The 24,737-nt window shown below is 73.2% G+C and carries 24 protein-coding genes and 2 pseudogenes; 14 read left to right on the top strand and 12 right to left on the bottom strand.

Annotation, left to right across the window (positions count from 1 at the left end; all coding sequences use genetic code 11):
- Positions 1-19 precede the first annotated feature (19 nt).
- Entirely contained in the window at positions 20-532 is a 513-nt protein-coding gene (locus tag IE94_RS0114090; RefSeq protein WP_030183282.1) for a carboxymuconolactone decarboxylase family protein, read from the bottom strand.
- A 103-nt stretch (positions 533-635) separates the two neighbouring features.
- Here IE94_RS0114090 and IE94_RS0114085 point away from each other — a divergent pair, with 103 nt between their 5' ends.
- The 5 genes and pseudogenes from IE94_RS0114085 (at position 636) to IE94_RS0114070 (ending at position 4,312) form a co-directional block, all read left to right on the top strand.
- A complete protein-coding gene (locus IE94_RS0114085; protein WP_030183280.1) occupies positions 636-1,613 on the top strand; it encodes a pirin family protein in 978 nt (325 codons plus the stop codon).
- Positions 1,614-1,777: 164 nt separating this feature from the next.
- Positions 1,778-2,608 (top strand): alpha/beta fold hydrolase, encoded by an 831-nt coding sequence (locus tag IE94_RS0114080; RefSeq protein WP_030183278.1) that lies wholly within the window; start codon positions 1,778-1,780, stop codon positions 2,606-2,608.
- Between the two features lie 152 nt (positions 2,609-2,760).
- Positions 2,761-3,021, top strand: a complete 261-nt coding sequence (locus tag IE94_RS41030) for a PAS domain-containing protein (protein WP_342450756.1) — start codon at positions 2,761-2,763, stop codon at positions 3,019-3,021.
- Positions 3,022-3,309: 288 nt separating this feature from the next.
- Positions 3,310-3,969: pseudogene (locus IE94_RS41025) on the top strand (PP2C family protein-serine/threonine phosphatase); the annotation flags it as partial.
- Positions 3,970-4,030: 61 nt separating this feature from the next.
- Positions 4,031-4,312, top strand: a complete 282-nt coding sequence (locus IE94_RS0114070) for a CGNR zinc finger domain-containing protein (RefSeq protein ID WP_425337965.1) — start codon at positions 4,031-4,033, stop codon at positions 4,310-4,312.
- A gap of 16 nt (positions 4,313-4,328) precedes the next feature.
- Here IE94_RS0114070 and IE94_RS0114065 read toward each other — a convergent pair whose 3' ends face one another.
- From IE94_RS0114065 to IE94_RS0114055, 3 genes and pseudogenes are all read right to left on the bottom strand, one after another.
- The gene (locus tag IE94_RS0114065) at positions 4,329-5,147 is read right to left on the bottom strand and encodes a siderophore-interacting protein (RefSeq protein ID WP_030183274.1); all 819 of its coding nucleotides are present in this window, start codon (positions 5,145-5,147) and stop codon (positions 4,329-4,331) included.
- A gap of 15 nt (positions 5,148-5,162) precedes the next feature.
- Positions 5,163-6,056: pseudogene (locus IE94_RS38035) on the bottom strand (glycoside hydrolase family 3 C-terminal domain-containing protein); the annotation flags it as partial.
- A gap of 39 nt (positions 6,057-6,095) precedes the next feature.
- The gene (locus IE94_RS0114055; protein WP_030183266.1) at positions 6,096-6,995 is read right to left on the bottom strand and encodes an NAD-dependent protein deacetylase; all 900 of its coding nucleotides are present in this window, start codon (positions 6,993-6,995) and stop codon (positions 6,096-6,098) included.
- 571 nt (positions 6,996-7,566) lie between these two features.
- On the opposite strand from IE94_RS0114055, the gene IE94_RS0114050 reads away from it, so the two are divergent.
- Together IE94_RS0114050 and IE94_RS0114045 are read left to right on the top strand one after the other, a co-directional pair.
- Positions 7,567-8,427, top strand: a complete 861-nt coding sequence (locus tag IE94_RS0114050) for a PP2C family protein-serine/threonine phosphatase (RefSeq protein ID WP_030183263.1) — start codon at positions 7,567-7,569, stop codon at positions 8,425-8,427.
- A 20-nt stretch (positions 8,428-8,447) separates the two neighbouring features.
- Positions 8,448-9,437, top strand: a complete 990-nt coding sequence (locus IE94_RS0114045) for an MASE1 domain-containing protein (protein ID WP_030183261.1) — start codon at positions 8,448-8,450, stop codon at positions 9,435-9,437.
- Between the two features lie 102 nt (positions 9,438-9,539).
- Here IE94_RS0114045 and rhaS read toward each other — a convergent pair whose 3' ends face one another.
- Positions 9,540-10,619, bottom strand: a complete 1,080-nt coding sequence (rhaS, locus tag IE94_RS0114040) for a rhamnose ABC transporter substrate-binding protein (protein WP_030183258.1) — start codon at positions 10,617-10,619, stop codon at positions 9,540-9,542.
- A 348-nt stretch (positions 10,620-10,967) separates the two neighbouring features.
- Positions 10,968-11,414: a MarR family winged helix-turn-helix transcriptional regulator gene (locus IE94_RS0114035; RefSeq protein ID WP_030183255.1), complete on the bottom strand. Its 447-nt coding sequence runs from the start codon at positions 11,412-11,414 to the stop codon at positions 10,968-10,970.
- A gap of 164 nt (positions 11,415-11,578) precedes the next feature.
- On the opposite strand from IE94_RS0114035, the gene IE94_RS40610 reads away from it, so the two are divergent.
- The 3 genes from IE94_RS40610 (at position 11,579) to IE94_RS35550 (ending at position 13,493) form a co-directional block, all read left to right on the top strand.
- Entirely contained in the window at positions 11,579-11,737 is a 159-nt protein-coding gene (locus IE94_RS40610) for a hypothetical protein (RefSeq protein WP_209441060.1), read from the top strand.
- Positions 11,731-13,029, top strand: a complete 1,299-nt coding sequence (locus tag IE94_RS0114025; RefSeq protein ID WP_030183253.1) for a hypothetical protein — start codon at positions 11,731-11,733, stop codon at positions 13,027-13,029. The genes IE94_RS40610 and IE94_RS0114025 overlap by 7 nt, the downstream gene beginning before the upstream one ends.
- A gap of 176 nt (positions 13,030-13,205) precedes the next feature.
- The gene (locus IE94_RS35550; protein ID WP_245235248.1) at positions 13,206-13,493 is read left to right on the top strand and encodes a ribosomal maturation YjgA family protein; all 288 of its coding nucleotides are present in this window, start codon (positions 13,206-13,208) and stop codon (positions 13,491-13,493) included.
- On the opposite strand, the gene IE94_RS0114015 is transcribed toward IE94_RS35550, so the two are convergent.
- The 3 genes from IE94_RS0114015 to IE94_RS0114005 are packed head-to-tail and all read right to left on the bottom strand — an operon-like array spanning position 13,480 to position 15,805.
- Positions 13,480-14,337, bottom strand: coding sequence for a 5-oxoprolinase subunit C family protein (locus IE94_RS0114015; protein ID WP_030183251.1), 858 nt, complete (start codon positions 14,335-14,337; stop codon positions 13,480-13,482). The two genes, IE94_RS35550 and IE94_RS0114015, sit on opposite strands and share 14 nt — an antisense overlap.
- On the bottom strand, positions 14,334-15,056 hold the full coding sequence (locus IE94_RS0114010) for a 5-oxoprolinase subunit B family protein (RefSeq protein WP_078606484.1): 723 nt from the start codon (positions 15,054-15,056) through the stop codon (positions 14,334-14,336). Before IE94_RS0114010 ends, IE94_RS0114015 begins: the two co-directional genes overlap by 4 nt.
- Positions 15,053-15,805, bottom strand: coding sequence for a LamB/YcsF family protein (locus IE94_RS0114005; RefSeq protein ID WP_030183241.1), 753 nt, complete (start codon positions 15,803-15,805; stop codon positions 15,053-15,055). Before IE94_RS0114005 ends, IE94_RS0114010 begins: the two co-directional genes overlap by 4 nt.
- A 217-nt stretch (positions 15,806-16,022) precedes the next feature.
- On the opposite strand from IE94_RS0114005, the gene IE94_RS0114000 reads away from it, so the two are divergent.
- From IE94_RS0114000 to IE94_RS0113985, 4 genes are read left to right on the top strand one after another with little or no spacing between them, the layout of a single operon-like run.
- Positions 16,023-16,742 (top strand): DUF969 domain-containing protein, encoded by a 720-nt coding sequence (locus IE94_RS0114000; RefSeq protein WP_030183239.1) that lies wholly within the window; start codon positions 16,023-16,025, stop codon positions 16,740-16,742.
- Complete coding sequence (locus IE94_RS0113995) at positions 16,739-17,713, top strand: DUF979 domain-containing protein (protein ID WP_030183236.1); 975 nt, start codon at positions 16,739-16,741, stop codon at positions 17,711-17,713. Before IE94_RS0114000 ends, IE94_RS0113995 begins: the two co-directional genes overlap by 4 nt.
- A gap of 47 nt (positions 17,714-17,760) precedes the next feature.
- Positions 17,761-18,411, top strand: a complete 651-nt coding sequence (gene pcp, locus IE94_RS0113990) for a pyroglutamyl-peptidase I (protein ID WP_030183234.1) — start codon at positions 17,761-17,763, stop codon at positions 18,409-18,411.
- Positions 18,411-19,436, top strand: coding sequence for a DUF2891 domain-containing protein (locus tag IE94_RS0113985; protein ID WP_030183231.1), 1,026 nt, complete (start codon positions 18,411-18,413; stop codon positions 19,434-19,436). Before pcp ends, IE94_RS0113985 begins: the two co-directional genes overlap by 1 nt.
- Before the next feature lie 30 nt (positions 19,437-19,466).
- Here IE94_RS0113985 and rpmF read toward each other — a convergent pair whose 3' ends face one another.
- From rpmF to IE94_RS0113970, 3 genes are all read right to left on the bottom strand, one after another.
- Positions 19,467-19,637: a 50S ribosomal protein L32 gene (gene rpmF, locus IE94_RS0113980; RefSeq protein ID WP_030183229.1), complete on the bottom strand. Its 171-nt coding sequence runs from the start codon at positions 19,635-19,637 to the stop codon at positions 19,467-19,469.
- 130 nt (positions 19,638-19,767) lie between these two features.
- Positions 19,768-20,772 (bottom strand): helix-turn-helix transcriptional regulator, encoded by a 1,005-nt coding sequence (locus IE94_RS0113975; RefSeq protein ID WP_030183224.1) that lies wholly within the window; start codon positions 20,770-20,772, stop codon positions 19,768-19,770.
- 114 nt (positions 20,773-20,886) lie between these two features.
- On the bottom strand, positions 20,887-24,645 hold the full coding sequence (locus IE94_RS0113970; protein WP_030183221.1) for a S8 family serine peptidase: 3,759 nt from the start codon (positions 24,643-24,645) through the stop codon (positions 20,887-20,889).
- Positions 24,646-24,737: the final 92 nt, after the last annotated feature.

The following is a 24,737-nucleotide window of genomic DNA, read 5'->3' as shown; positions in this document are numbered from 1 at the left end:
CCGGGCGAGGCGTCGGCGGTCAGGCGCGCGGGACGCCGCGCACCGGGTGCTTGCTCAGGACGGAGACCCGGTTGAAGGCGTTGATGGCGATCGCCACCCAGATCACGGCGGAGATCTGGTCGTCCGACAGGACATCCCGCGCCTCGGCGTACGCGGCGCTCTGCGCGCCCGCGTCGGCGGGGTGCGTGGTCGCCTCGGCCAGGGCGAGCGCGGCGCGTTCCGCGGGGGAGAACAGCTCGGTGTCGCGCCAGGCCGCCAGCACCCCGAGCCGCTGGGTGGTCTCCCCGCCCCGCAGTGCGGCCCTGGTGTGCGTGTTGAGGCAGTAGGCGCAGGTGTTGAGCTGGGAGACGCGGATGTTGACCAGTTCCACGAGGATCCGGTCGAGCCCGGCCGCCTCGGCGACACCCCGGACCGCCTCCGCCGTGGCGCGCAGTGCCGCGTAGGCCTCGGGGCTCTGCTTGTCGACGAACACCCGTCGTTCGCCGGTGCCTTTCGGGGTGTCCGCGTCGGTGCGTACGGGCGTCTGTGTTATGCGGGGTGTCCTCCGTCGCGCGGTACCGTCTGTCACGTCCTACTATCATCGAACCATAGAAGTTGAAATTGAAACTTTCAGGGTCGAGTGGGAGGACCGAGCGGTGAGCAACAGGGAAGCGCATCCCGCCGAAGTCAGGTGCGGGGCAGGGGAGGACGGGGCGCCCGCCGCCGGGGTGGAGATCCTGACCGCGCGGGACGTCCCGCTCGGGGGGCCGCGCGCGATGACGGTGCGCCGCACCCTGCCGCAGCGGGCGCGGACGCTGATCGGAGCCTGGTGCTTCGCCGACCACTACGGTCCCGACGAGGTCGCGCGGTCGGGCGGCATGGACGTCGCCCCCCACCCGCACATCGGCCTCCAGACCGTCAGCTGGCTGTTCAGCGGGGAGATCGAGCACCGGGACAGCCTGGGCAGCCACGCGCTCGTCAGGCCGGGCGAGGTGAACCTGATGACGGGCGGCCACGGCATCAGCCACTCGGAGGTGTCCACGCCGGACACCCGCGTCCTGCACGGCGTCCAACTCTGGGTGGCGCTGCCCTCGGAGCACCGAGACACCGCCCCGGCCTTCCAGCACCACCTCCCCGCCCCGGTGGCGCTGGACGGCGGCGAGGTGCGGGTCTTCCTCGGCTCGCTCGCCGGGGACACCTCGCCGGTCGGCACCTTCACGCCGCTGCTCGGCGCCGAGGTGACCCTGCACCCGGGCGTCACCGTGACCCTCGACGTCGACCCCGGCTTCGAGCACGGCGTCCTCGTCGACAGCGGCGACGTACGCCTGGACGGCACGGCCGTACGCCCCGCCGAACTGGCCTACGCCGCACCGGGGCGACGGAGCCTCACCCTGACGAACGAGGGGCCGGGTGCCGCCCGGCTGCTCGTGCTGGGTGGTCCTCCGTTCCCGGAGGAGATCATCATGTGGTGGAACTTCGTCGGACGCACCCACGACGAGATCGTGCGGGCCCGCGCGGACTGGGAGGGCGACACGGGGCGCTTCGGCCGGGTCGAGGGCTATCCCGGAGACCGCCTCCCGGCGCCCGTGCTGCCCAACGCCACCCTGTCCCCGCGCAGGAATCCGAGGCCGTAGGGCACCGCGAGGGGTCACTCCGGCCAGGCGGGGTTCTCGATCAGCTCCTTTGCTCCGCCACCGGGTTCTCCATGATCTGCTCATTTTGAGTGAAAAATGATGTTTGCCTGTTTTGGGCGTAAGGTGGCTGGCGCGGATCACTCACCCACGCGGAAGGATCACTCATGGGCACGGTCACCACCTCCGACGGCACCAACATCTTCTACAAGGACTGGGGCCCGCGCGACGGCGTGCCGATCGTCTTCCACCACGGCTGGCCGCTCAGTGCCGACGACTGGGACAACCAGATGTTGTTCTTCCTCTCCCACGGCTATCGCGTCATCGCCCACGACCGCCGCGGCCACGGACGCTCGGACCAGCCCTCCACCGGCCACGACATGGACACCTACGCCGCCGACGTCGCGGCGCTGACCGAGGCCCTCGACCTGCGGGGCGCGGTGCACATAGGGCACTCCACCGGCGGCGGCGAGGTCGCGCGCTACGTGGCGCGCGCCGAGCCGGGCCGGGTCGCGAAGGCCGTACTCGTCAGTGCCGTCCCGCCGGTCATGGTGAAGTCCGAGAGCAACCCCGAGGGCCTGCCGATCGAGGTCTTCGACGGGTTCCGCGCGGCGCTCGCCGCCAATCGCGCGCAGTTCTACATCGACGTGCCGTCCGGTCCCTTCTACGGCTTCAACCGGGAGGGCGCGACGGTGTCCCAGGGGCTGATCGACCGCTGGTGGCTCCAGGGCATGATGGGCGCGGCCAACGCCCACTACGAGTGCATCGCGGTGTTCTCGGAGACCGACTTCACCGACGACCTCAAGCGGATCGACGTCCCGGTCCTCGTCATGCACGGCACCGACGACCAGGTCGTGCCCTACGCGGACGCCGCGCCGAAGTCGGTCGAACTCCTGGCGAACGGCACCCTGAAGTCGTACGAAGGGCTCCCGCACGGCATGCTGTCGACCCATCCGGAGGTCGTCAACCCCGACCTCCTGGCCTTCGTGAAGTCGTAGTCCCGGTGCGGTCGTGAGCCGGGTTCCGGGGGAGGGCGAGGCCGGTGCGGCCCTGCGCGCCCTGCTGACCTACTCGGTCGTCGGAGTCGCCGTCTGGAACACCGACCTGCGGTGCCTCTTGGGTCAACGACGCCCTCGGACGCTACGACGGGATCGCCCGCGAGCGGCGACTGGGCCGTCGCCCGCGGGAATCGCCGACCGGCAACACCGGCGAACTGGAGACGCTCGTACGGCGGGTGCTGACCAGCGGCCGGTGTGTCACCGGCCGCGAGTACCGGGTGCCGACGGCGGCGGGCCGGGGCCGCGACCGCGCTTTCTCGGCCTCCTTCGTGCGCCTCGGCGATGCCGGCGGCCGCGTCCTCGGGGTGTGTGTGCTGGTGCTGGTCGTCACCGACCGGCGGTGGGCGGGTTGACAGGCTGGCCGTGGTCAGTGAGGCCGGCACGCGCGTCGGCACCACCCTGGACGTCCTGCGCACGGCGCAGGAACTGGCCGACTTCACCGTGCCGTCGCTCGCCGACTACGTCACCGTCGACCTGACGGAGGCGGTGCGGCTCGGCGAGGAGCCGCTCGACCGGCTGGGCCGCTCGCGGGGACGCGTCCCCAAGTTCCGGCGCGCGGGCAGGGCCTCGGTGCACACCGGCGCCCCGGAGTCCCTGTGGCGACACGGCGAGCTCGTGTACGTCCCCAGACCTCGCCGTTCATGCAGGTGCTGTCCTCGGGCCGCCCCCTGCTGCGGCCCGTGCTCGCCCCCTCCCGCGAGGCATGGCCGGCCGACGACCCGGCGAGGGTCGCCAAGATCCGCGAGTTCGGCATGCACTCGCTGCTGATCCTGCCGATCCACGCCCGGGGCGTCCTGCTGGGCGTCGCGGTCTTCGTCCGTACCTCGAACCCGACGCCGTTCGACGACAACGACCGCCTGCTGGCCGAGGAGTTGGTGGCCCGGGCCGCGCTGAGCCTGGACAACGCCCGCCGCTGCACGTGGGAGCACAACCGCGCCCTCGCCCTCCAACGCAGCCTGCTGCCGCGCCGGGTGCACGGCGGACCGGCCATGGAGGTGGCCGCCCGCTACCTTCCGGCCAACGCGGAGGAAGGCGTCGGCGGCGACTGGTTCGACGTCATCGGACTGCCGGGCGGCCGGCTCGCCCTGGTGGGGGGCGACGTGGTCGGGCACGGTGTGGGCGCCGCGGCGACCATGGGACGGCTGAGCACGGCCATCCGCACGCTCGCCGACCTCGACCTGCCGCCGGGGGAGGTGCTGACCAGACTGGACCGGACGTTCATCCGGCTGACCGAGGACGAGGACGAGGAGGAGGACGGCAGGGAGGCCGCGACCATGGGCGCCACCTGTGTCTACGCGGTCTACGACCCCGCGACCCGGAGGTGCGCGCTGTCCCTGGCCGGGCATCCGCCTGGGCCAGTTCGTGGAGGGCGTCAGCCGGGTGCCGGTCATCGAGGACGGCAGGCTGGACTGGACCCTCCGGGTCCCGGACGCGCACCGCCTGGCCGTGGGGGTGCTGCTGGCCTGGGCGCACGTCGAGGAGACCCGGCCCGGGCGGCTCAAGCCGTGCGGCAACCCGGACTGCCGGCGCTTCCCGCTGGACCGGAGCAAACCCAACAGCGCCCGCTGGTGCTCCATGGCCGAGTGCGGGAACCGGATGAAGGCCCGGCGGCACTACCAGCGCGTCAAGGACTCCCCGGCGTAGCCCAGCCGGCCCGGCGTCAGGCCGCCGCCATCACCTCGTGCTTCCAGAACCCCGAGAAGGTGATGCGCTCCTTCGGCAACCCCAGGCGGTGCAGGTGCCGGCGTCCCTCGGTGGCCAGGGCCGACTCCCCGACGACGAAGGCGTACCCCGCCGCGTCGGCACGGGTCAGCCGACGCAGCTCACGCAGTGCGGCGGCGCCGGGGACCGCGGTGCTGTCCCGCCGCACGACCCAGGAGACGGTCACGCCGGCCGGGGCGTCCAGTTCGCGGCGGTCGGCGTCGGTGGGGATCTCCTGGATGAGGCGTCCCACGGTGCCTTCGGGGAGCGACCGCATGATGCTCGCCGTGGCGGGCAGTCCGGTCTCGTCGGCCACCACGATGACCTCGGAGGCGTCCCGCGGGCAGTCGAAGAGGATGCCCTGGTCGAGCAGGGCGAGCGCGTCCCCGGGGCGGGCCCCGCAGGCCCAGATCGCGGCCCTGCCCTCGACCTCGCCGGTGGGCCCCCGGTGCACCACGAAGTCGATGTCCAACTCGGCCGCCGTCCGCCGGTAGTCGGCCACGGAGTAGTTGGCGCAGTGCGGCCGCTCGTCCTCCGGGATGGCGAGGTAGGGCTGCCACCACTGCGAGCCGGTGAACTCCGGCAGACGCAGGTCCCGTTGGTGGGGGAGGGGCATGAACAGGCGGAACCAGTGGTCGTACCCCAGCCATGGAAAGCCGCCGAGTCCCGGCCCGGTGACCGTGACGCGCTGCATGGAGGGGGAGATCCGCTTGGTCCGCGCGACGTGGGCGCGGAACATCTCCGGGTGCTGGGGCGTGAGCCGTCGAACCTTCGCCATGAAGGCAAGGCTAGCCTAAGTTGCGTTCGATTCCGAGTCGGTGATCCCCAGTCGGACGCCCGCTGTCCGGTCGGACGCCGGGCCCATCTCCAGTTCGACCACCCCCCGGCTCCACGGCGAGCCGGAGGTCGCGCCCCACCGAGGCCGGCGTGTCCGGGCCCACCTCGAAGACCGCCTCGGCCTCGTCGCCGGGCGCGACGCACAGCCGGACGAAGCCCCGCAGCTCGCGCACCCGGGGCCAGGACGTGCCCCCGGACAGCCGGCGCACGTACAACTGCACCGTCTTTTCGGCAGGCTGGCCCCGTGTTGCGGACAGTGACCCGGCAGGTCAGCCGCGGCCCGTCCGCGTCGACCCGGGAACGCGACAGCCGCGGCGCGGACCGGCGCCCTGGTCGACGTACCCGCGGTAGCGGTGGTCCTTGCCGTTGGAGTTGACGGGCAGTTGGGCGGCGGAGCGGGGCACGGACACCGGCAGCCGGCCGCGGGGCTCGGCGTCGCCGCACAGCACCTCGGCCACGGCCCGCCCGCCCCGCGGCCCCGGATACCAGGCGCTCAGCACCGCCGCCGCGGGGGCGTCCAGCTCGGGCAGGGCGTGCGGGTGCCCCTGCACCAGCACCACCACCACCGGCGTTCCGGTCGCCGACACCGCGGCCGGCAGCGCCCGTTGCCCGGGCAAAAACGCCAGGTCCGCCAGGTCGCACCCTCGCCGCAGGTCATGCCGGGATCCGGGACGCCCTCGGCTCCGGGCCCGGCCGGAGGCAGCAGCGGCTCTTCGAACAGGCCCAGGCGGAACTTCAGCGTGAGGACCCGGGCGACCGCGGCGTCCAGCGCCGGCTCGGACACCAGGCCGCGCTCCACCGCCTCGCCCAGCGCCGGCGCCCCCGCCGCCACCGGATCGGCGGTGAGCCGACCGCGCCTCGGCGGGACGCGGGTTGCCTGGTCAGGCCGTCAGGCCGTCGCCGCGGCCTCGACGGTGAGGCCCAGCCGGTCGGCCACGGTGGTCAGGGCCGGTCCCAGCGCGAGCGCGACCCGGGTGACGGCCAGCCGGTCGCCACGGGTGGCGTCCCGGTTGACGATCACCACCGGCTTGTCCGCCTCGGCCGCCTGGCGGACGAAGCGGAGCCCGGACATCACCGTCAGCGAGGAGCCCAGGACCAGCAGCGAGGACGCCTCGCGCACCAGCTCGCGGCAGTGCTCGACGCGCGCCGGCGGGACGTTCTCGCCGAAGAACACCACGTCCGGTTTGAGGATGCCGCCGCAGACCGCGCAGGGCACCACCCGGAAGTCCCCGACCTGCTCGTCGGTGAGGTCGGCGTCGCCGTCCGGATTGATGCCGGCGGCCACCGGCGCGAAGCCCGCGTTGGCCTCCTCCAGCCGCCGGGCGAGCTCGCGGCGGGGGCTGAGGTCGCCGCAGGTCAGACAGACGACCCGGTCCAGGCTGCCGTGCAGCTCCACCACGCCCTCGCTGCCCGCGGCCTGATGCAGTCCGTCGACGTTCTGCGTGATCACGCCGGTGAGCAGACCGTGCCGCCCGAACGCCGCCACCGACCGGTGCCCCGCGTTGGGACGGGCGCGGCCGAAGGTGCGCCAGCCGAGGTGGCTGCGCGCCCAGTACCGGCGGCGGGCCTCGGGGTGGGCGGTGAAGTCCTGGTAGGTCATCGGCGTGTGCCGGCTCAGGCTGCCGCCCTCGCCCCGGTAGTCGGGGATGCCCGACTCCGTGGAGATCCCCGCGCCGCTGAGCACCAGCACACCCCCGGCGCGCAGCGCGTCGGCGACGGGCGCCAGGTCGGTGGTGCCCGGCGGCAGGTCCGCTCCCGGGGTCCAGCTCAAAGTGGGGCGCATGCGCATGCGGCAAGGGTACGGAACGCGGCGCGCTTCCCGGGGCGGCGGGGCGCGGCCGTGGGGTGCCTGCTGCCGGGGCGCCCGGTTCCTCGGCGTGGTGCGCCGTTTGTCGCGGCTTGCGGTGCCGGGTGCCGGGTGCCGCGGAGTGGGGTCGTCGGGGGCTGCGTACCCGGGGGCGCCCGGTTTCTCGGCGCGGTGCGCGCCGTCTGTCGCCCGGCGCCGCGAGACGGGTTCCCGGCGCGGCGAGACGGGTTCCCGGCGCGGCGAGACGGGTTCCCGGCGCGGTGAGACGGGTTCCCGGCGCGGCGGGGCGTGAAGGCGGGTGGTTCGCATCCCGGGAGCCCACCGGGTTCCTCGGGGTGTACGTGCCGCTCGCCGCTGCCGGGGTGCGGCACTCCCCGACGCGGCGGGGGGCCCACCCGTCGGTCGCGTCGCCCGTTCCCTGCGTGTCGTGCGGCGGCCCGTTCGCCGTCCCCGGACGGCTCCGGCATGACCTTTTCCGTCCCGGGTGACAGACTTGCACTGTCCAGGGGGCCGAGAGGCTCCTGCCGGGAGGCAGCCTGGCGGGGAGTGGCCGATGTTCCGCAAGCGTCCCGCACCTGATGGTGAAGAGCTGCTCGCCCGGCTGGCCTCACTGACCACCCGGGCGAGGGAGCTCGCCGAGCTGCGGCGGTCCCAGGTGGAGCTGGCGATCGCCCTGCAACGCGACATGCTCCCCGCGGACCTGCCCGCCGTCCCCGGCATTCACCTGGCCGCGTGCTACTCACCGGCGTACGCCGGACTCAACGTGGGCGGCGACTGGTACGACGCCTTCACCCTTCCCGACGGCCGGATCGGCCTCTCCGTCGGTGACGTCCAGGGCCACGCCATCGACGCCGCCGCCTTCATGGGCCAGGTGAGGGTGGGCCTGCGGGCACTCGCCTCCGTGACCAGCGAACCCGGTGACCTTCTCGCCTGCACCAACGAACTGGTCATCTCCCTCAACAAGGACCTGTTCGCCACCTGCACCTTCATGCGCTACGACCCGGCGACCGGGCTGCTGGAGAGCGCCCGGGCCGGCCACGTCCCCTGCGTCCGGGCCACGGCGGACGGCCGGGCCGAGGTCTGCCGGGACGAGGGCGGGCCTCCGCTGGGTGTCCTGGAGGGCTCCGACTACCCGGTGACCCGGTACCGACTCGGCACCGGTGGGGTGTTCGTCCTGGTCACGGACGGTGTGGTGGAGGGGCCGTCCCTGAACGTCGACGAGGGTCTGGAACGGGTGGTGCGGCTGGCGAGCCTCGCCGCCGCCGTCGGCATGGAGGCGCACGCGCTGGCGGCCGCCGTGCTCAAGAACGCCGAGCTGATCGGACACGAGGACGACGCGGCCGTACTCGTCGTCGGCCATGACGGGCGGGGCGTTACGCCGGAGGGCGGGACGGTCCGCCTCCCGCCTCGCTGACCCGGCCGTACCGGTGTCTGATGGCTGCTGTGGTGGGTATCCGTGCATGGCCGCGACCGGTCGTCCTCGTCTGCGCGACGCTGCTGGTCGCCGGCTGCTACTACGCGGCGGGGCGGCTGGGGCTGTCGCAGCAGCTGATCGCCGACGGGTCGGTCGTCACGCCCATCTGGCCGCCCACCGGCCTCGCGGTGGCCTGTCTCCTCCTGTTCGGCCCCTGGTGCGTGCCGGGCATCGCCCTCGGCGCGCTGCTGGTCATCCTGTCCTTGGGGACCATCGGGGCCGAGGGCGCCGGAATCGTGGCCGGCAACACCGCCGCCCCCGTCTGCGCCTGGCTGATGCTGCGTGCGGCGGGCTTCCGCCTGAGCCTGAGCCGCCTGCGCGACGGACTGGCCCTCGTCTTCCTGGGGGCGCTGACCGCGATGCTGATCAGCTCGGGTACGGGTGTCGGCATGCTCGTGCTGTCGGACGAACTCCCCACCGACCATCTGGGAATCGTCTGGCTGGCCTGGTGGGTGGGCGACGCCATGGGCGTCGTCCTCGTCACGCCGCTGCTGCTCCTGCTGTACCGGGCCCGCCTGCCGCCCGTGTCCATGCGCTGGGCCGAGGCCGCCGGGCTCACCGTGGTCGTGTGCGTCCTGGTGCCGCTGATCATGTACAGCTCGGTCAGCCTGCTGTTCCTGTGTTTCCCGATCCTCATCTGGGCGGCGCTGCGTTTCCAGCTCGCGGGCGGCATCCCCTGCGCCCTGTTCATGTCGGTCACCGCCACCGTCGTGGCGCGGCAGGAGGCCGGCTCCTTCGACGGGCTGACCGACATGGAGACGATGATGAGGCTCCACGCGTTCAACGGGTCCCTGGGGCTGACCGCTCTCCTGCTGTCGGCCGTGATCAGTGAGCAGCTCAACACCAGACGGTCGGTGGAACGCGCCTGCCACGAGCTGGTCGAGGCGCTGCAGCATCTGAACGCGGGTGGCTCCGGCACCCCGGGACCGCCCGGAGGAGACGCCCGGTGAGCGGGGCGGCGGGGCTCCGCCTCCCCGGCACCCCGTCCGCCGCCGCTCGCCCGCCACCGCCCGGCCCCGGGCGTCGCCCGTCCGGGGCCGGAGGCGCGGACCTCAGAAGTCGTAGTCGTCGATGTTCTCGGCGTCGAAGACCGTCGGGTCGCCGAGCGTGATGACCCCGTTCCCGGTGAGCTGGAACCAGCCCATGTCGCCGGCCAGGAACATCTGCCCCTCCCGGCCGGTGATCTGCCCGGAGGCGAGGGCCACCGCGGCGTGTCCGGCCAGCTCACCGAGCTTGGCCGGGTCCCACAGCAGGAACGCCTCCACCGTGCCGTCCTTGATGTAGGGACGCATGTCGTTGGGCGCGCCGAGCCCGGTCAGCTTCACCTCACCCTTGTACGACGACTGGGAGAGGTACTTCGCGGCCGCCTTGATGCCGTTGGTGGTGGGGGAGATGATCCCCTTCAGCCTCCCGTGCTCCCGCAGCAGCTCCTCGGCCTTCTGGTACGACTTCTCCGCCTCGTCGTCGCCGTAGACGACGTCCACCAGGCGCATCTCCTTGTACCGCGGATCCTCCAGCTCCTTCTTGATACTGCTGATCCAGGCGTTCTGGTTCGTCGCCGTCTGGGCCGCGGACAGGATCGCGATGTCGCCCTTGTAGCCGATCTGCTCGCCGAGCAGTTCCAGCTGCCGTACGGCGATGTCCTCGGCGCTCGCCGGGGAGACGAAGGCGTAGCGGCACTCGGGCTTCGTGTCGGAGTCGTAGGTGACGACCTTGACGCCCTTCTCCATGGCCTGTTTCAGGGAGTCGCACAGCGCGTCGGGGTCCAGCGCCGAGACGGCGATCGCGTCGGCCTTCTGCTCGACGAGGTCGTTGATGTGGGACACCTGTCCGGAGGCGTCGGCGCCCTGGTCCGTCCCCACCTCCTTGAAGGTCGAGCCCAGTGACTTCACGGCGCGCTCCCCGCCCCGGTCGGCGACGGAGAAGTACGGCGTGTTGACCTGCTTGGGCAGGAAGCCGACAGTCAGGCCGGTCCTGGTGGGCGCGTTGGGGGACGCCTCGGCGTTCTTGGCGTTCGTCGCCGTGTCGCCGTCCGCCGAGCTGTCGCCGTCACCGCACGCGGTGGTGAGGAGACTGAGGGAGGTCACGGTGGCGACGAGTACGGCGGCACTGCGTGAGGGGGTTCTGTGCATGTGCTTCTTTCGATGAGTCGACATGCGGCGACCGAAGACCGTTCACCAGGTGCGTTCAGCCATGGTGGTCTTGCGGGTGCGCGGCGGTCGCGTGGGGCCGCCCGAGCGTGGGGCCAGGGCACTGAAAGGTTTCAGATGGATCTTGACCGGGACGTTAGGCAGAAACGCCTTTGTGGTCAATGCACTTGGAGGAAAAAGTGATGCGCCCGCGGTCCCTCGGGCATGCCCCTTCGGGTGTTGCCCGGACCGGTGTCCGCGTGCCGCTCCCGCCGCGCGGCCGAGCGTGTGGTCGAAAGGGGCGGAGGTGAGTCGAACGTCCCCGTGCCGACCCGCGGGCCCGCCTCCGCGTCAGTCGCGGTTCAGTCGCTCCAGCACGGCCATCGCCGCGATCACCGTCCGGCGCTCCTCCTCGGTACACCTCTCCTGCAACCGCCCGGCGAGCCATTCCGTGCGCGCCTGCCGTCCCTCCTCCACGCGACGGACGCCCTCCGCGGTCAGCGTGATCAGCAGGCGCCGACCGTCGTCCGGGTCGGGGTGGCGCTCCACCAGTCCCATGGAGGCGAGCGCGGTGACGGTCGCCGTCATCGACTGGTGCCTGACCCCTTCAATGGCGGCGAGTTCGCTGGCCGTGACGCCCCCCTGGTCGGACAGCCGGGCCAGCACCGAGGATTGACCCAGGGTGAGGTCCTCGACCTCGGAGGCCCTGAGGATGCGGCGGCGCAACCGGCTGATGACCGCCCGGACCTCCCGCGAGGCCTGGACCGCCGACGGTGAGGGGCGCTCGTTCTCGCTCATGCCGTCAGATTAATGTCCACAGGGAGGACTGTGCAGCTGTGGCTGTACAGAGCTGTACGGGCGAGCCGCGCGGACGTGAGCACCCGTCGGCAGCCGACGACCGACTCCGCGCGGGTGGCGACTCCGCACGGGTGGCGAGTCCGCCCGGACCGACGTGCGTCCGCGTGGCCTGCCGGGTCCACGGCGGCCTCGTCGAGTACGACGACTACAGCAACGACGCCCGGTCGTACCCGTACGATCACGGCGGTCACGTCTCCCACCTCGTCGTCGACGTCGACATTGATGTCGACGACGCCCGGCTCCCAGGAGTACGCCCATGCTGACCCCTTCGTCCCGGCACCGCGGCTCTGGTCCGCGCCGCAGGCCCCGCGTCACCCGCGTCCTGAGCGGCACGGTGTGCCTGCTCGCCCTCGCCGGTACCACTCTCGCCGCGGCGCCCGCTCCGGCCGCCGGCGCCGACACCCCGCCCGCCGGGGCGACCTGGCGCGCGGACCTGTCCCAAACCGGGGCCGACGACGTCAACGTCCGGTACGACTCGGGCGCCCTGCGGGTGCGCGACGGCTCCGTCAGCCCCGCCTCCCTCGGCCGGGACCGCGGCTACGCCCTGGCGGTGCTGGACCCGCACCACGTGGACCGGCCCGTGAACCGGGTCGCCGTGGAGCTCGACGCGACGGTGCCCGACGCGGCGAGCGTCGAGGTCGACGTGCGGGGCCGCACGGCCGACGGAATCTGGACCGAGTGGCGGGGGGCGGTCGCCGGCACCCCGGCCGAGCTGCCCCGCGACGTCGTCGACGTCCAGGCCCGGCTCACCCTGTGGAACGCCAAGGGCAAGGCCACCGCGGTCGTACGGGCGGTGACCCTGACGGCGGACGACGCGGGCGCCGCTCCCGCCGAGCCCGCGCCGACGAACAGGGCCTCCGCCTTCTCCGCCCGGGTCTACGCCACCCGCGAGGGCCTCGTCGGGCACACCACCGCCAACGGCCACGTCATCCAGACCAACGACCACTTCGTGGCCCTCCCTTCGCGCCGGGCCCTGTCGCCGGCCGGAAGCGGTCAGTACTCGGTGCAGGTGTGCGGGCCCGCCCGCTGCGAGACGGCACCGGTGTGGGACGTCGGGCCGTGGAACACGCATGACGACCACTGGAACCCCTCGGCGCAGCGCGAGCAGTGGAAGGACCTGCCGCAGGGGCTGCCCGAGGCGCAGGCCGCCTACGAGGACGGTTACAACGGCGGACGCGACGAGTTCGGCCGGCAGGTCGCCAACCCGGCCGGCATCGACCTCGCCGACGGCACCTTCTACAACGTCGGTCTCAGCGACAACGGCTGGGCGACCGTCACCTACCTGTGGACCGAGGGCGGTGGCGACACCACGTCCTTCCCGACCTGGGGCACCGACGTGAGCGTCCGGCAGCAGGCGACGACCACCTCCACGCGCGTGGCGAGCCTGCCCGGGCCCACGACCGTCCGGGTGCGGTGCCAGGTCCACGGCCAGCTCGTGACCTACGACGGCTACAGCAACGACGCCTGGTCCTACCTGCCCGACTACGGCGGTTACGTCTCCAACATCTTCATCGACGTGGCCGACGCCTGGCTTCCGGGCGTCCCCACCTGCTGACCCCGGGCGCGTACGCCGGAGGCCGGTGCGGGGCCGGGAGCGGGGGCCCGCACAATGAACGCATGGCCTTCCCCTCCCCGACCCGCGCCGGCGCGCGGGACCACGCGCCGCGCACGCGCCTCGCGGCCGTGGTGGCCGCGGTGTTGGTCGTCGGCGCCTGACTCGCGCTCAGGGCGGTGGCTACGGGTGGTGTGGCCAAGTACGGCGGGGACGCGCTCTACACCCTGCTGCTGTTCGCCCTGGTGTTCGTGGCGGCGCCGCGGACCGCACCGGCGAGGGCCGCCGCGGTGGCCCTGGCGGTGAGCTGGGGGGTGGAGTTCCTCCAGCTCACCGACGTGCCCGCGCACCTCGCCGGTGAGAGCACGGTGGCCCGGCTGGTCCTGGGTTCCACCTTCAACGCGCCGGACCTGTTCTGGTACGCGGTCGGCGCGGCCGTCGGCTGGTCGGTCCTCAGGCGAAGGTGAAGCGCACCGGAGTTCCGGCCACGGCCTGGGCCGCGGCGGCCAGAGCGGGCTCCGGGACCACCGCGACGACCGGGTAGCCGCCCGTCGTCGGGTGGTCGTGCAGGAAGATCACCGGGCGCCCGTCCGGGGGCACCTGCACCGCACCGAGGACCATGCCCTCGCTGGGCAGCTCGCCCGCCGACACGCGTTCCAGCGGCGGCCCCTCGGTGCGCAGGCCGATGCGGTTGCTGTGCGGGGAGACCCGGTAGGCGGCCGAGGTGAACGTGCGCAGCGCGGCCGGGGTGAACCAGTCCGCGCGAGGACCGGGGTGTACCGGCAGGACCAGTTCGGCGGGCGGTCCCGGCCAGGGAGCGGCGACCGGCGGCGGCACCGGCCGCGCGGGGGTACCCACCGCGACGGCCTCCCCGTCCCGCAGGGGCGCCGGGCCCAGGCCCGACAGCAGGTCCGTCGAACGGCTGCCCAGGACGGGCTCAACGGCGACGCCGCCCGCGACGGCCACGTAGGAGCGGACGCCCGCGGTCGCCGCCCCCACGTCCAGGACCGAGCCCGCCGGCACCCGCACCGGTGCGCCCCAGGCGGCCGGCCTGCCGTCGATCCTCACCGGGCAGGGCGCACCGCCGACCACGGCGGTGATGTCCCGGTCGGGCCGCAGGGCGCAGCCGGTCAGGGTCGTCTCCAGGACGGCGGCGTCAGGAGCGTTGCCGAGGAGGCGGTTGGCCAGCCGCATCGCGGGCGCGTCCAGCGCACCGGAGCGGGGCACGCCCAGGTGGGCGTGGCCGGGTCGGCCCGCGTCCTGCACCGTGGTGAGCGCACCGGAGCGCACGGTCGTGAGCCTGGTCGTCATGCCCCGGCCCCCGGTGCCGTTCCGACCGCACCCGCGCCGGTCGGGGCGCCCGCAGCCGGTGCGCCGACCGCTGTGACAAACCGCACTCGCGTCCCCGGCGTGAGCAGCGCCGCCCGCTCCCGGTCCGGGTCCCACAGCGGCCGCGGGTCGGGCATGGTGCCGATCAGCTGCCAGCCGCCCGGGGTGGCGCGGGGGTAGACCGCGCTGTAGGGGCCGGCGAGGGCCACCGCACCGGCCGGGACGCGGGTTCTGGGCGTGGACCGGCGCGGGACGTGCAGGTGAGGGGGCAGCCCGGTGAGGTAGCCGAACCCGGGCGCGAAGCCGCAGAACGCGACCCGGTAGGTGTACGAGCCGTGCAGGGCGCCGACCTCGTCGGGGCCGATCCCCCACAGGGCCGCCACGTCGGCCAGGTCCGGCCCGTCGTAGCGCACGGGTATCTCCACCACGTGGCCCGTGTCGTCCGCGACCGGCGGCACCTGCCAGCCGGTGACCCGGCGGGCCAGCGCCTGAGGGTCCGCCACCCCGTCCAGCAGCACGGTCCGTGCTCCCGGGACGATCTCCTCGACCGGCGGCAGCGTCCCGGCCGCGCGTCGGCGCAGCACCTCGGCGTGGAAGGCGGCGGTGTGCTCGGCGTCGGGCAGCTCGACGAGCAGGGCGCGGCGGCCGGCGGGGCGGGCCGTGAGCGACCCGGTGTGCGTCGTGCGGCCGTCGTCCGTCATGCGAACGCCCCGATCCCGACCCCGGAGGCCGCCAGCGCCTCGCGCACCCGGGCCGCGATCCGGGCGGCGTTCGGGGTGTCGCCGTGCACGCACAGCGAGCGGGCGGCGACCGTCACCGTCGTACCGTCCACGGCCTCCACGGAGCCCTCCACGGCGAACGCCACCGCACGGCGCACCACCGTGTCCTCGTCCGTCACCACCGAGCCCGCCTCGCGGCGGGGGACCAGGGTGCCCCGCGCGGTGTACGCGCGGTCCGCGAAGGCCTCCGGGACGCCGGTGAGCCCCGCTTGCGCGGCGGCGGCGAGCAGTCGGGAGCCGGGGAGCCCGAGCACGGGCAGCGCGCCGCCGGCCAGCCGCACCCCGGCCACGACGGCACGGGCCTGGTCCTCGTCGTGGACGGTGCGGTTGTAGAGCGCGCCGTGCGGCTTGACGTAGGCGACCGTGGCCCCGGCGGCCTCCGCGAAGACCCGGAGCGCGCCGATCTGGTACGCCACCTCGGCGGCCAGCTCGTCGGCGGGCACGTCCATGGCACGCCGTCCGAAGCCCGCCAGGTCGCGGTAGGACACCTGCGCCCCGATCCGCACCCCGCGCTCCGCGGCGAGGTCGCAGACGCGGCGCATCACTGAGGGGTCGCCGGCGTGGAAACCGCAGGCGACGTTGGCGCTGGTGACGACGGAGAGCAGGGCGTCGTCGTCGGTGAGGGTCCAGCGGCCGAAGCCTTCACCGAGATCTGCGTTGAGGTCGATCACACCTTGAACGTAGACGATCGTTGAACGATCCGACAAGAGATCGCCCGCTCGGTCGCTTCCGGGGGCGAGAGAATTCACCTCTTGTTAGATCGTTCAACGATCGCTAGTGTCCGTGCATCTGCCACGTATCTGGAGCTATGGTCCCCGGGACCGATGAGTCACGTTCCGAAGCTCCGGATCCGTGCCCTGCCCCCTCATGCCTGAAGAAGGCCACCGAATGATCGTTCTTCTCGGTGTGGTCGTGGTGATCCTCGGATTCGTCACGCGCCGCAACCCCGTCCTCGTGGTGGGCGTCGCCGGTATCGTCACCGGACTGCTCGGCAAGATGAACCCGCTGGAGGTCCTCGCGGCCTTCGGCCGGTCGTTCGCCGACAGCCGCTCGGTCACCGTCTACGCCATCGTGCTCCCGGTGATCGGGCTGCTCGAGCGCTACGGCCTGCGCGAGCAGGCCCGCACCCTCATCGGCCGTCTGGGCAAGCTCAGCGCCGGCCGGTTCCTCACCGTCTACCTGCTGGTCCGGCAGGTCACCGCGGCCTTCGGCCTGAACAGCATCGGCGGCCCGGCGCAGACCGTGCGGCCCCTGGTGGCACCGATGGCCGAGGCCGCCGCCGAACGCTCCACCGGGGCCAAGCTGCCCGACAGGCTGCGCGAGAAGGTGCGCTCCTACTCGGCCTCGGCCGACACGGTGGGTGTCTTCTTCGGCGAGGACTGCTTCATCGCCATCGGCTCCATCCTGCTGATCACCGGTTTCGTGAACTCCACGTACCACCAGGACATCGAGCCGACCCAGCTCGCCCTGTGGGCGATCCCGCTGGCCGTCTGCGCCTTCGTCATCCACGGCGCCCGGCTGCTGCTGATGGACAGGCAACTCGAGCGCGAGATGGCGCAGGCCGCCGCCGAGCACGACCTGCCGCTTCCCGAGGGGGCCGACAAGTGATCAAGGTCGAATGGCTGTACTGGCTGATAGGCCTCGTCTTCGTCGTGATGGCCGTGCAGATGGCCACCGACCGCAGCAATCCCAAGCGGTGGACGTCCGCCGCGTTCTGGGGCCTGCTCGGCCTCACCTTCCCCTACGGCACCGGCGTCGCCAACGCCACCGCCGGCAACGGCGGCTGGACCCTGCCCGCCGAACCGCTCGGCGTCGCCGTCCTCGCCCTGATCGTGCTGGCCGGCTTCAACTTCCTCGGCAAGGGCGAACCGGTCACCACCACCGGCGAACAGCGCGAGGCCGCCGCCGCACGGCTCGGCACCAAGATCTTCGTCCCGGCGCTGACCATCCCGCTCGTCGCCATCGTCTGCGCCTCCGTACTGGACGAGTCCGGCCTCTTCGAGACGGGCAAGGCCACCCTCCTCGGGCTCGGCCTCGGCTGCGTCGCCGCGCTCGTCGTCGGCATGCTCGTCACCGGCGAGAAGAAGGTCTCCGTGCCGATCCACTCCGGCCGCTCCATGCTGGAGGCGATGGGCTCCGCCCTGCTGCTGCCCCAGCTGCTGGCCGTACTCGGCTCGATCTTCGCCGCCGCCGGGGTCGGCGACCAGGTCGGCGACATCATGAACAAGGTCCTGCCCGACGACTCGAAGTACCTCGCCGTACTCGCCTACTGCGTCGGCATGTTCCTGTTCACCGTCATCATGGGCAACGCCTTCGCGGCCTTCCCGGTGATGACGGCGGCGATCGGCTGGCCCGTCCTCATCCAGCAGATGCACGCCAACGAGCCCGCCGTCCTCGCGATCGGCATGCTGGCCGGCTTCGCTGGCACCCTGTGCACGCCGATGGCCGCCAACTTCAACATCGTCCCGGCCACCCTGCTCGAACTGAAGGACCAGTACGGGCCGATCAAGGCACAGCTCCCGACGGGCCTCGCCCTGCTCGGCTGCTGCACCGTGATCATGGCGCTCTTCGCTTTCTGATCCGGCCCCCGATCCCCGCCATCCCACCCGCACGGCAAGGAACGCCCATGACCCGTGTCCTCATCACCGGCTTCGCCCCCTTCGGCGGGGAGCGCGTGAACCCGTCCTGGCAGGCGGCCTCCCTGGTGGCCGCCGAACCGCCCGCCGGGCTCACCGTCACCGCGGCCGAACTGCCCTGCGTCTTCGGCGATGCCCTCGACGCCCTGCGCGACGCCGTCCGGGCCGAAGCCCCCGACCTGGTGCTCTGCCTGGGGCAGGCGGGCGGACGCCCGGGCGTCACCGTCGAGCGGGTCGGCATCAACGTCGACGACGCGCGCATCCCCGACAACGCCGGCGCGCAGCCCATCGACGAACCGGTGGTCCCGGGCGGCCCCGCCGCCTACTTCTCCACCCTCCCCGTCAAGGCGTGCGTCGCCGCGATGCGCGAGGCCGGGGTCCCGGCGGCCGTCTCCAACACGGCCGGCACCTTCGTCTGCAACCACGTGGCCTACGGTCTCGGCCACCTCATCGCCACCGAGTTCCCGCACATACGCGGCGGGTTCGCGCACGTGCCCTGGGCTCCGGAACAGGTGCCCGACGGCACCGCGCCCGCCCTCCCGCCCGCCACCGTCGCCCACGGCCTGCGCGCCCTGCTGGCCACCGCCGCCCGCACTCCCGCCGAGCAGGACCTCAAGGTCACCGAAGGAGCCACCCACTGATGCCGCTCAGCGCCCACGCGACCCCCTTCGCCGAGCTCGCCCTGGCGAACATCACCCGCGAACACCCCAACTTCCCCGCCCACCTGATCACCTCCGCCGACGAGCACCTCGCACCCCGCTCGTTGCACCCCGCCTTCTACGGTGCCTACGACTGGCACTCCTCGGTGCACATGCACTGGCTGCTCGTCCGCCTGCTCCGCCGCCACGGCGGCACCCCCGCACTGCCGGACACCGAGGCGGCCGTCGCCGCGCTCGACCGGCACCTCACCCCCGACAACCTCGCCACCGAGGCCGCCTACCTGCGCGACCGCCCCTCCTTCGAGCGCCCCTACGGCTGGGCGTGGCTGCTCCTGCTTGCCGCCGAGTGCCGGGCGCACGGGGGCGCGGAGGGCGAGCGCTGGGCCGGGGCACTGAAGCCGGCCGTGGACGCCGTCGACCGGCTGCTGGCCCAGTGGCTGCCCAAGGCCACCTATCCCGTGCGCCACGGCAACCACCCCAACAGCGCCTTCGCCCTGGGCCTCGCCCTCGACTCGGGGGAACTGTCGCCCGCGACCGACGGGGCCGTACGGGAACGCCTGCTGAGCTGGTTCGCCGACGACCACGACGCGCCCGCGCACTGGGAACCGTCGGGACAGGACTTCCTGTCCCCGGCGCTCACCGAGGCCGACGCGATGCGCAGGGTCCTCGCGCCGCAGCGGCTCGCGCGGTGGCTCGACCGCTTCCTGCCCGCGCTCGGGACCGGTGCCCCCTGCGCCCTGCTGGAGGTGCCGGTCGTCTCCGACCACGCCGACCCGCAGATCGGCCATCTGCTCGGCCTGGCGCTCAGCAGGGCCGCCGCGCTGCGCTCCCTGGCCGACGCCCTGCCCGAGGGGCCGGTCCGCACCCGCCTGGATAAGGCGGCCCGGGCGCATCTCGCGGCGGGCCTGCCGGCGGTGGAGCGCGGTGACTTCACCACCGACCACTGGCTGGCGACCTTCGCCGCCCTGGCACTCGACCCGGAGACCCCGGTGCCCGCACAGCCCTGACGCCGGGACACCCGCGCGGGGGAGGGCGGGTCAGTCCTCCGGGCGCAGGAGCCCGCGCCGGTACGCGGGCACCAGGTGCCGGGGGACCCGCAGGGTCACCCCGTCCACCGTCACGGGCACCAGGTTCGGGGCGGTCGCCTTCCACCGGGCCCGGCGGTGGCGGGTGTTGCTGCGGGACATCCTGCGCTTGGGAACGGCCATGGTGAGGGTCCTTTCGGCAGACGGCAGGCCGACCCGCGCGCTCGGGGCGCGACGGAGCCGGGCTCGGGACCCCGACACTACATGAAAACGATGTTCATTACTAAGCCGCTTCCATGGCGCTCCGAGCCGCTCACAGCCATCCCCGCCGCGCCGCCTGCCACGCGAGCTGCATACGGGTCGCCGCGTTGGCGCGCTCCATCATGCTCTGGATGCGGCGCTGGACCGTCCGGCGGCTCAACTGCATCTGGGAGGCGATCGCCTTGTCGGCGACTCCCGCCACCAGCAGGGACAGCAGCCTGCGGTCGGTGGGAGCCAGGGCGTCGGGCGCCGCGGGACCGTCCGCCCCCGACAGTTCGCCCGTGTCGTCGACGTCCAGGGGGACGGCGTCCTCCCAGTACCGCTCGAACAGCGCCGTCAGGGCCGCCAGCAGATTGCTGTCCCTGACCAGTGCCGTCGTCGGTTCCTCCGGACTGCCGTGCGGCCCTCCGGCGACGAGGGGGAAGACGGCCACCGCGCGGTCCGCGATCGCCAGGCGCAGCGGCAGATGCGGTACGGCGCGGGCGACCTCACCGGCCCGCACCCCCGCCACGACGTTGTCGACCGCCCCCTCGTCGTCGAAGAACGCCTTCTCGTACAGCACCCGGTAGCGCACGCCGCGGGCCAGCGCCTCGTACTCCTCGGTGTTGCTCCCCGAGGGCATGGCCACGTACTGGGCCTTGCAGAACCAGAGCATCTCCTCGCGCACGGCGTCCTGGATCTGCCGCAGGTGCTGGCGCAGCGCCTCGGCACCGGTGATCACCTGGAGCAGATGCCCCGCGTCCCGCCTGCGCATGGTGTCCCGGTAGGACTCGATCAGCCGGGCCGCCTCGTGCTGGGCCAGGTCGAGGGCCTCCGCGCTGCGTTTGAGCCGGGGCAGCAGGGCGACGTCGGGCGGCGCCGCCTGGTAGAGCCGGGGCGTGCCGTCGGTGGGGCTGGCGAGCCCCTTAGCGGCGAGCGACTCCAGCACGCCGGCCACCCGCTCGGCGGTCAGACCGTCGCGCTCCGCCAGGTCGGCGGCGCCTGCCCGGCCGAAGGACACGAGCAGTGCGTACACCGACTCCTCGTCGGGGGACAGCCCCGCGATCTCCAGCACCACGAACGCCCTCCCCGGATCCTGGGCCGTGACGGTTGAATACCGTACTGCACAGGTGGGGAGGGCGCGGCGGGGGTGTCCGGCGTCGCCGCCGTACACCCCGTGCCGGACGGGCCGCTACCGGCGTACCGCGTAGGCGCGTTGCACCGTCTGCCGTACCGAGTCGCCGGCCGCGTCGCGCGCCGTGACACGGAGGGTGACCCAGGAGTCCCGGTGGGCGGGCGGTGTGATCGAGGCCCGGAAGGCGTTGTGCCCGTGCGCCTCGGTCCGCGCGGTCGACCAGGTGCGCCCGTCGTCGTAGGAGGCCTCGACCCGCAGGCTCACGCCGCGCGGTACGGGCAGCCCCTCCTGGACGCGGACCCGTACGTCGACGCCGTGCGGCCGGGTGCCGCGCACGGAATTGCGGATGTCGACCGGTACGTCGTAGTCCAGTTGGAGCAGGGACAGCGGGGTGGCGGCGTCCGTGTGGCCCGACGCGAACGACCAGGACGTACGGGTGGCCACGCCCTTCGTCCAGTCCTCGGAACCGCGCGAGGTCTCCATGTCCAGGCGGTAGTCGGCCCGTTCGGCGGGAACGGGTACGTCCTGCCAGGCGCTCCCGACCTCGTCGACCCGCTTGCCGTCCCGGTACAGCACGGCGCTCGAGGCATCACCGTCGGGGACCGTGCCGGAGGTGCCGAAACCGCCGTCCCCCTCGGAGGCCGGAGCCCAGTGCCCGGCCTGCGAGTCCGTGAACTCCGGGATCCTCAGCCGCAGCACGTTGCCGTCCCGCACGGTCGGCGTCGCGGTGCCGGCCGGGATCGACGGCCGGACGACCGCACCCTGCCAGGTCTCCCGGGGCTGTGCCCCGGCCCGGTAGGTGCGCGGATCGTCACGCATGCCGGAGGCGAGCGGCAGGTCCACGTCGCGGGTCGTGGTGTGGTGCACCAGGTGCTGCCAGGTGGTGTCGCCCGCGCTCACGTACTCGGTGCGCTCGAAACCGAGCGGCACGAACCGGGTGTACTGCAGCCAGGCGGTCTTCTGGTAGGGCCGCCAGCCGAAGCGCTGCTCGCTCGCCCACCCCGTGACACCGTTGTCGGCGTACGTGGTGCGGACAACCGCGCTGTTGCGCTCGGACACCGTGTGCACGACCCGTTGGGGCACCTGCTGCTCGGAGACCTGCATCACGTCGTACAGGTACGGGCTGCGCGCGGTGCCGGAGAACTTCACCGAGGTCGAGCCGCGGGCGATGCGCGCGAGCAGTTCCGCGCCCGCGCCCTTGCCGATCCGCAGGGTGGGCAGCGCGTTGCGCTCGCCCGTCGGCTGCCAGCGGGTCCAGCCGGTGTCGTCGAAGTGGACGAGGATCACCGCGCGGGCCCCGGCCGCGGCCGCCCGTTCGACGAGGGCCTGTTCACCCGCGCCCGTCGGGTTGTCCACCACCGCGGCCCTGCCGCGGGCGTGACGGAAGTCCGGGTTCGCCGCGTCGCCCGCATCGACAGCGGTCAGGGTCGCGCCGCGCTCGGGGAAGAGCGGCGAGGCGGGCATGTAGTAGGCGCCCAGGTCGAGTCCGGTGCGGGACACCTTCGCCTCGATGAGCGGGGCGACGAGCTGCCAGCGGGAGGCGAACTCGAAGGCACCCTCGGTGACCTTGGCCGTCGGACTGATGTAGAGCCGCTTGGCGATGTCGAAGTACATCGTGCCCTGCGTCAGGCTGCGGCCCCCGATCTCACGGTAGGTCTGGTAGCTCAGGATTCCGCGCTGCTCGGCGGGCCGGGGCGTGCGGATCTCCACGGGGACCGTCTTGCGGGCGTCCAGGGTGACGGTCATGTCCTTGGTGACCTTCACCTCGGGCTGCACCACCTCACGCAGCTCCTCGCCGTCCGCGGCCGAGGTGGTCGAGCTGGTGCTGAGCTGGTAGACGCCCTCCTCGACCTCGGCGACGGCGGCGGCGGGGTCGGTGTAGCCGACGAAGCCCTCCGCCCCCCAGATGGTGGGCAGGCCCTCTACCTGCTTGCCGTCCTTGTCGATCGTCCGCACGGTGATGCGGTGCGTGGGTCCGTGCACCACCAGGCTCAGGGTGGTGTGCGCGGCCACCGAGCCGTCGGCGGTCCGCGCCGTGACGTAGCCGTAGTACTTGCCCTGCCCGGCCCGGGCGGGATCGACGGTCAGCGGCACCTCGGCCGAGGAGCCGGCGGGCACGCGCACGGTGTCGGAACCGAGCCGCGCCGATCCCTCGGCGGGCGCCTTGCCCCCATCGGTGGCCAGCTCGACGGCGAGCGAGAGCGTGACGTCCCGGTCCGAGGAGTTGGTGTACCGGACCACGGACTTCACGGGTTCGGTGTCCTGCGAGGTGAACGGGCCCATGACGAGGGTGCCGGTGGCGCTCACCGCGCCCAGGCCCGCGGCCCGCACGTCGATCCGTCCGCCGCCCTGTTCGGTGACCTTCTGGCCGTCCATCGTGACCGCGGTGCTGATCAGCGCGTCCTTCAACTGCGCGCCGGTCCAGTCGGGATGGCGCTGGGCGAGCAGCGCGGCGGCGCCCGCCACGTGGGGGGTCGCCATCGAGGTGCCCGAGGCGGCGGTGTAGTGCTCGTCGACCGGGTCACCCATGGCCGTCCCGGCGGCGCGTGCCGCGACGATGCCGACGCCCGGCGCCGTGACGTCCGGCTTCACCGCGTCGTCACCGAGCCGCGGGCCGCGGCTGGAGAACGGGGCGAGCGAGTCGTCCCGGTCGACGGCCCCGACGGTCAGGGCGGCGTCCGCGGCGCCGGGGGAGCCGACGGTGCGGGAGCCCTGCTCGCCCTCGTTGCCGGCCGCGACGACGAAGAGCGTGCCGGTGCTGCGGCTGAGGTCGTTGACCGCCTGGCTCATGGGGTCGGTGCCGTCGGTGGCTTCCGAGGAGCCGAGGCTCATGTTGACGACGTCGGCGCCCTGGTCCGCGGCCCACTCCATGCCCGCGATCACCTGCGACTCGCTGCCGAAGCCGTCGTCGCCGAGCACCTTGCCGATCAGCAACTGCGCGGCGGGCGCGACACCCCGACGGCTCCCGCCGGAGGCGGCACCGCTGCCGCCCACGATGGAGGCGACGTGCGTGCCGTGCCCGAAGACGTCCCCGGTGCCGGAGCTGCCGGAGAAGTCCTTGGCCTCGGCGACCCGGCCGACGAGGTCGGGATGGCTCTGGTCGGCACCGGTGTCCAGCACGGCGACCTTGACGCCCTCGCCCCGGTAGCCGGCCGACCACACCTCCGGCGCACCGATCTGGGCCGTACTGCGGTCCAGGGAGGCGCCCACCCGGCCGTCCAGCCACACCCGCGGGGTGGTGGCCGCGGCCTTGGCGCGCTGTCCGCCGGCCGGGACGAGCCGCTTCCAGAACCGCCCGAGGTCCGCCTCGCCGATTCGCACCGCACGCGCGTCGATGCTGTCGAGTTCGCGGACCGAGGCGTCCCGCGCCAGGTCGGTCAGGGAGTCCACGGAGGAGGCCGCCACGCCCTCGGCCCGCTCCACGATGAGGGGCAGCGCGTCGGTGTGCGCGGTGTCGTACCGCTGCGCGAGGAGCGCCGTCACGTCGAACAGGGCCCGGTCCAGGCGTCCGGCTGCCACCAGGGTGTCGGCGTCGGACGGAAGGACCGTCACATGACCGTCGTCTTCCAAGGTCCGGAAGAGGACGCCCCTCCTCCCGGGCCCCGGTGTGACGGATGCCGCCTGGCGGCCGTCCGCGCCACGGGTGACGGTCACGCTGTCACCGGTGATCAGCTTGACCGTCGCGGTGGCGCGGTCCGAGGGGGTCGCGGCGGCGTCCTGGCGCGGGGTGCCCGCCAGCGCGGGTACGGGGGCCACGGCTCCGGCGGCCAGCGCCAGACCGGCCGATATCGCGGCCAACAGGCGGATCCGTCTCATCAGTGCGCTGCCTTCCCATGCGTGTGGTGCAAGTCCTGCGTTGGCCAGGATGAGCTTGCCGAACACGGGGTGTCATGCGATTCCGGTGGCAC

It is taken from the genome of Streptomyces violaceorubidus (assembly GCF_000717995.1).
In the GTDB taxonomy this organism is placed as follows: domain Bacteria; phylum Actinomycetota; class Actinomycetes; order Streptomycetales; family Streptomycetaceae; genus Streptomyces; species Streptomyces violaceorubidus.
This window is presented reverse-complemented; position numbering and strand designations above follow the sequence as displayed.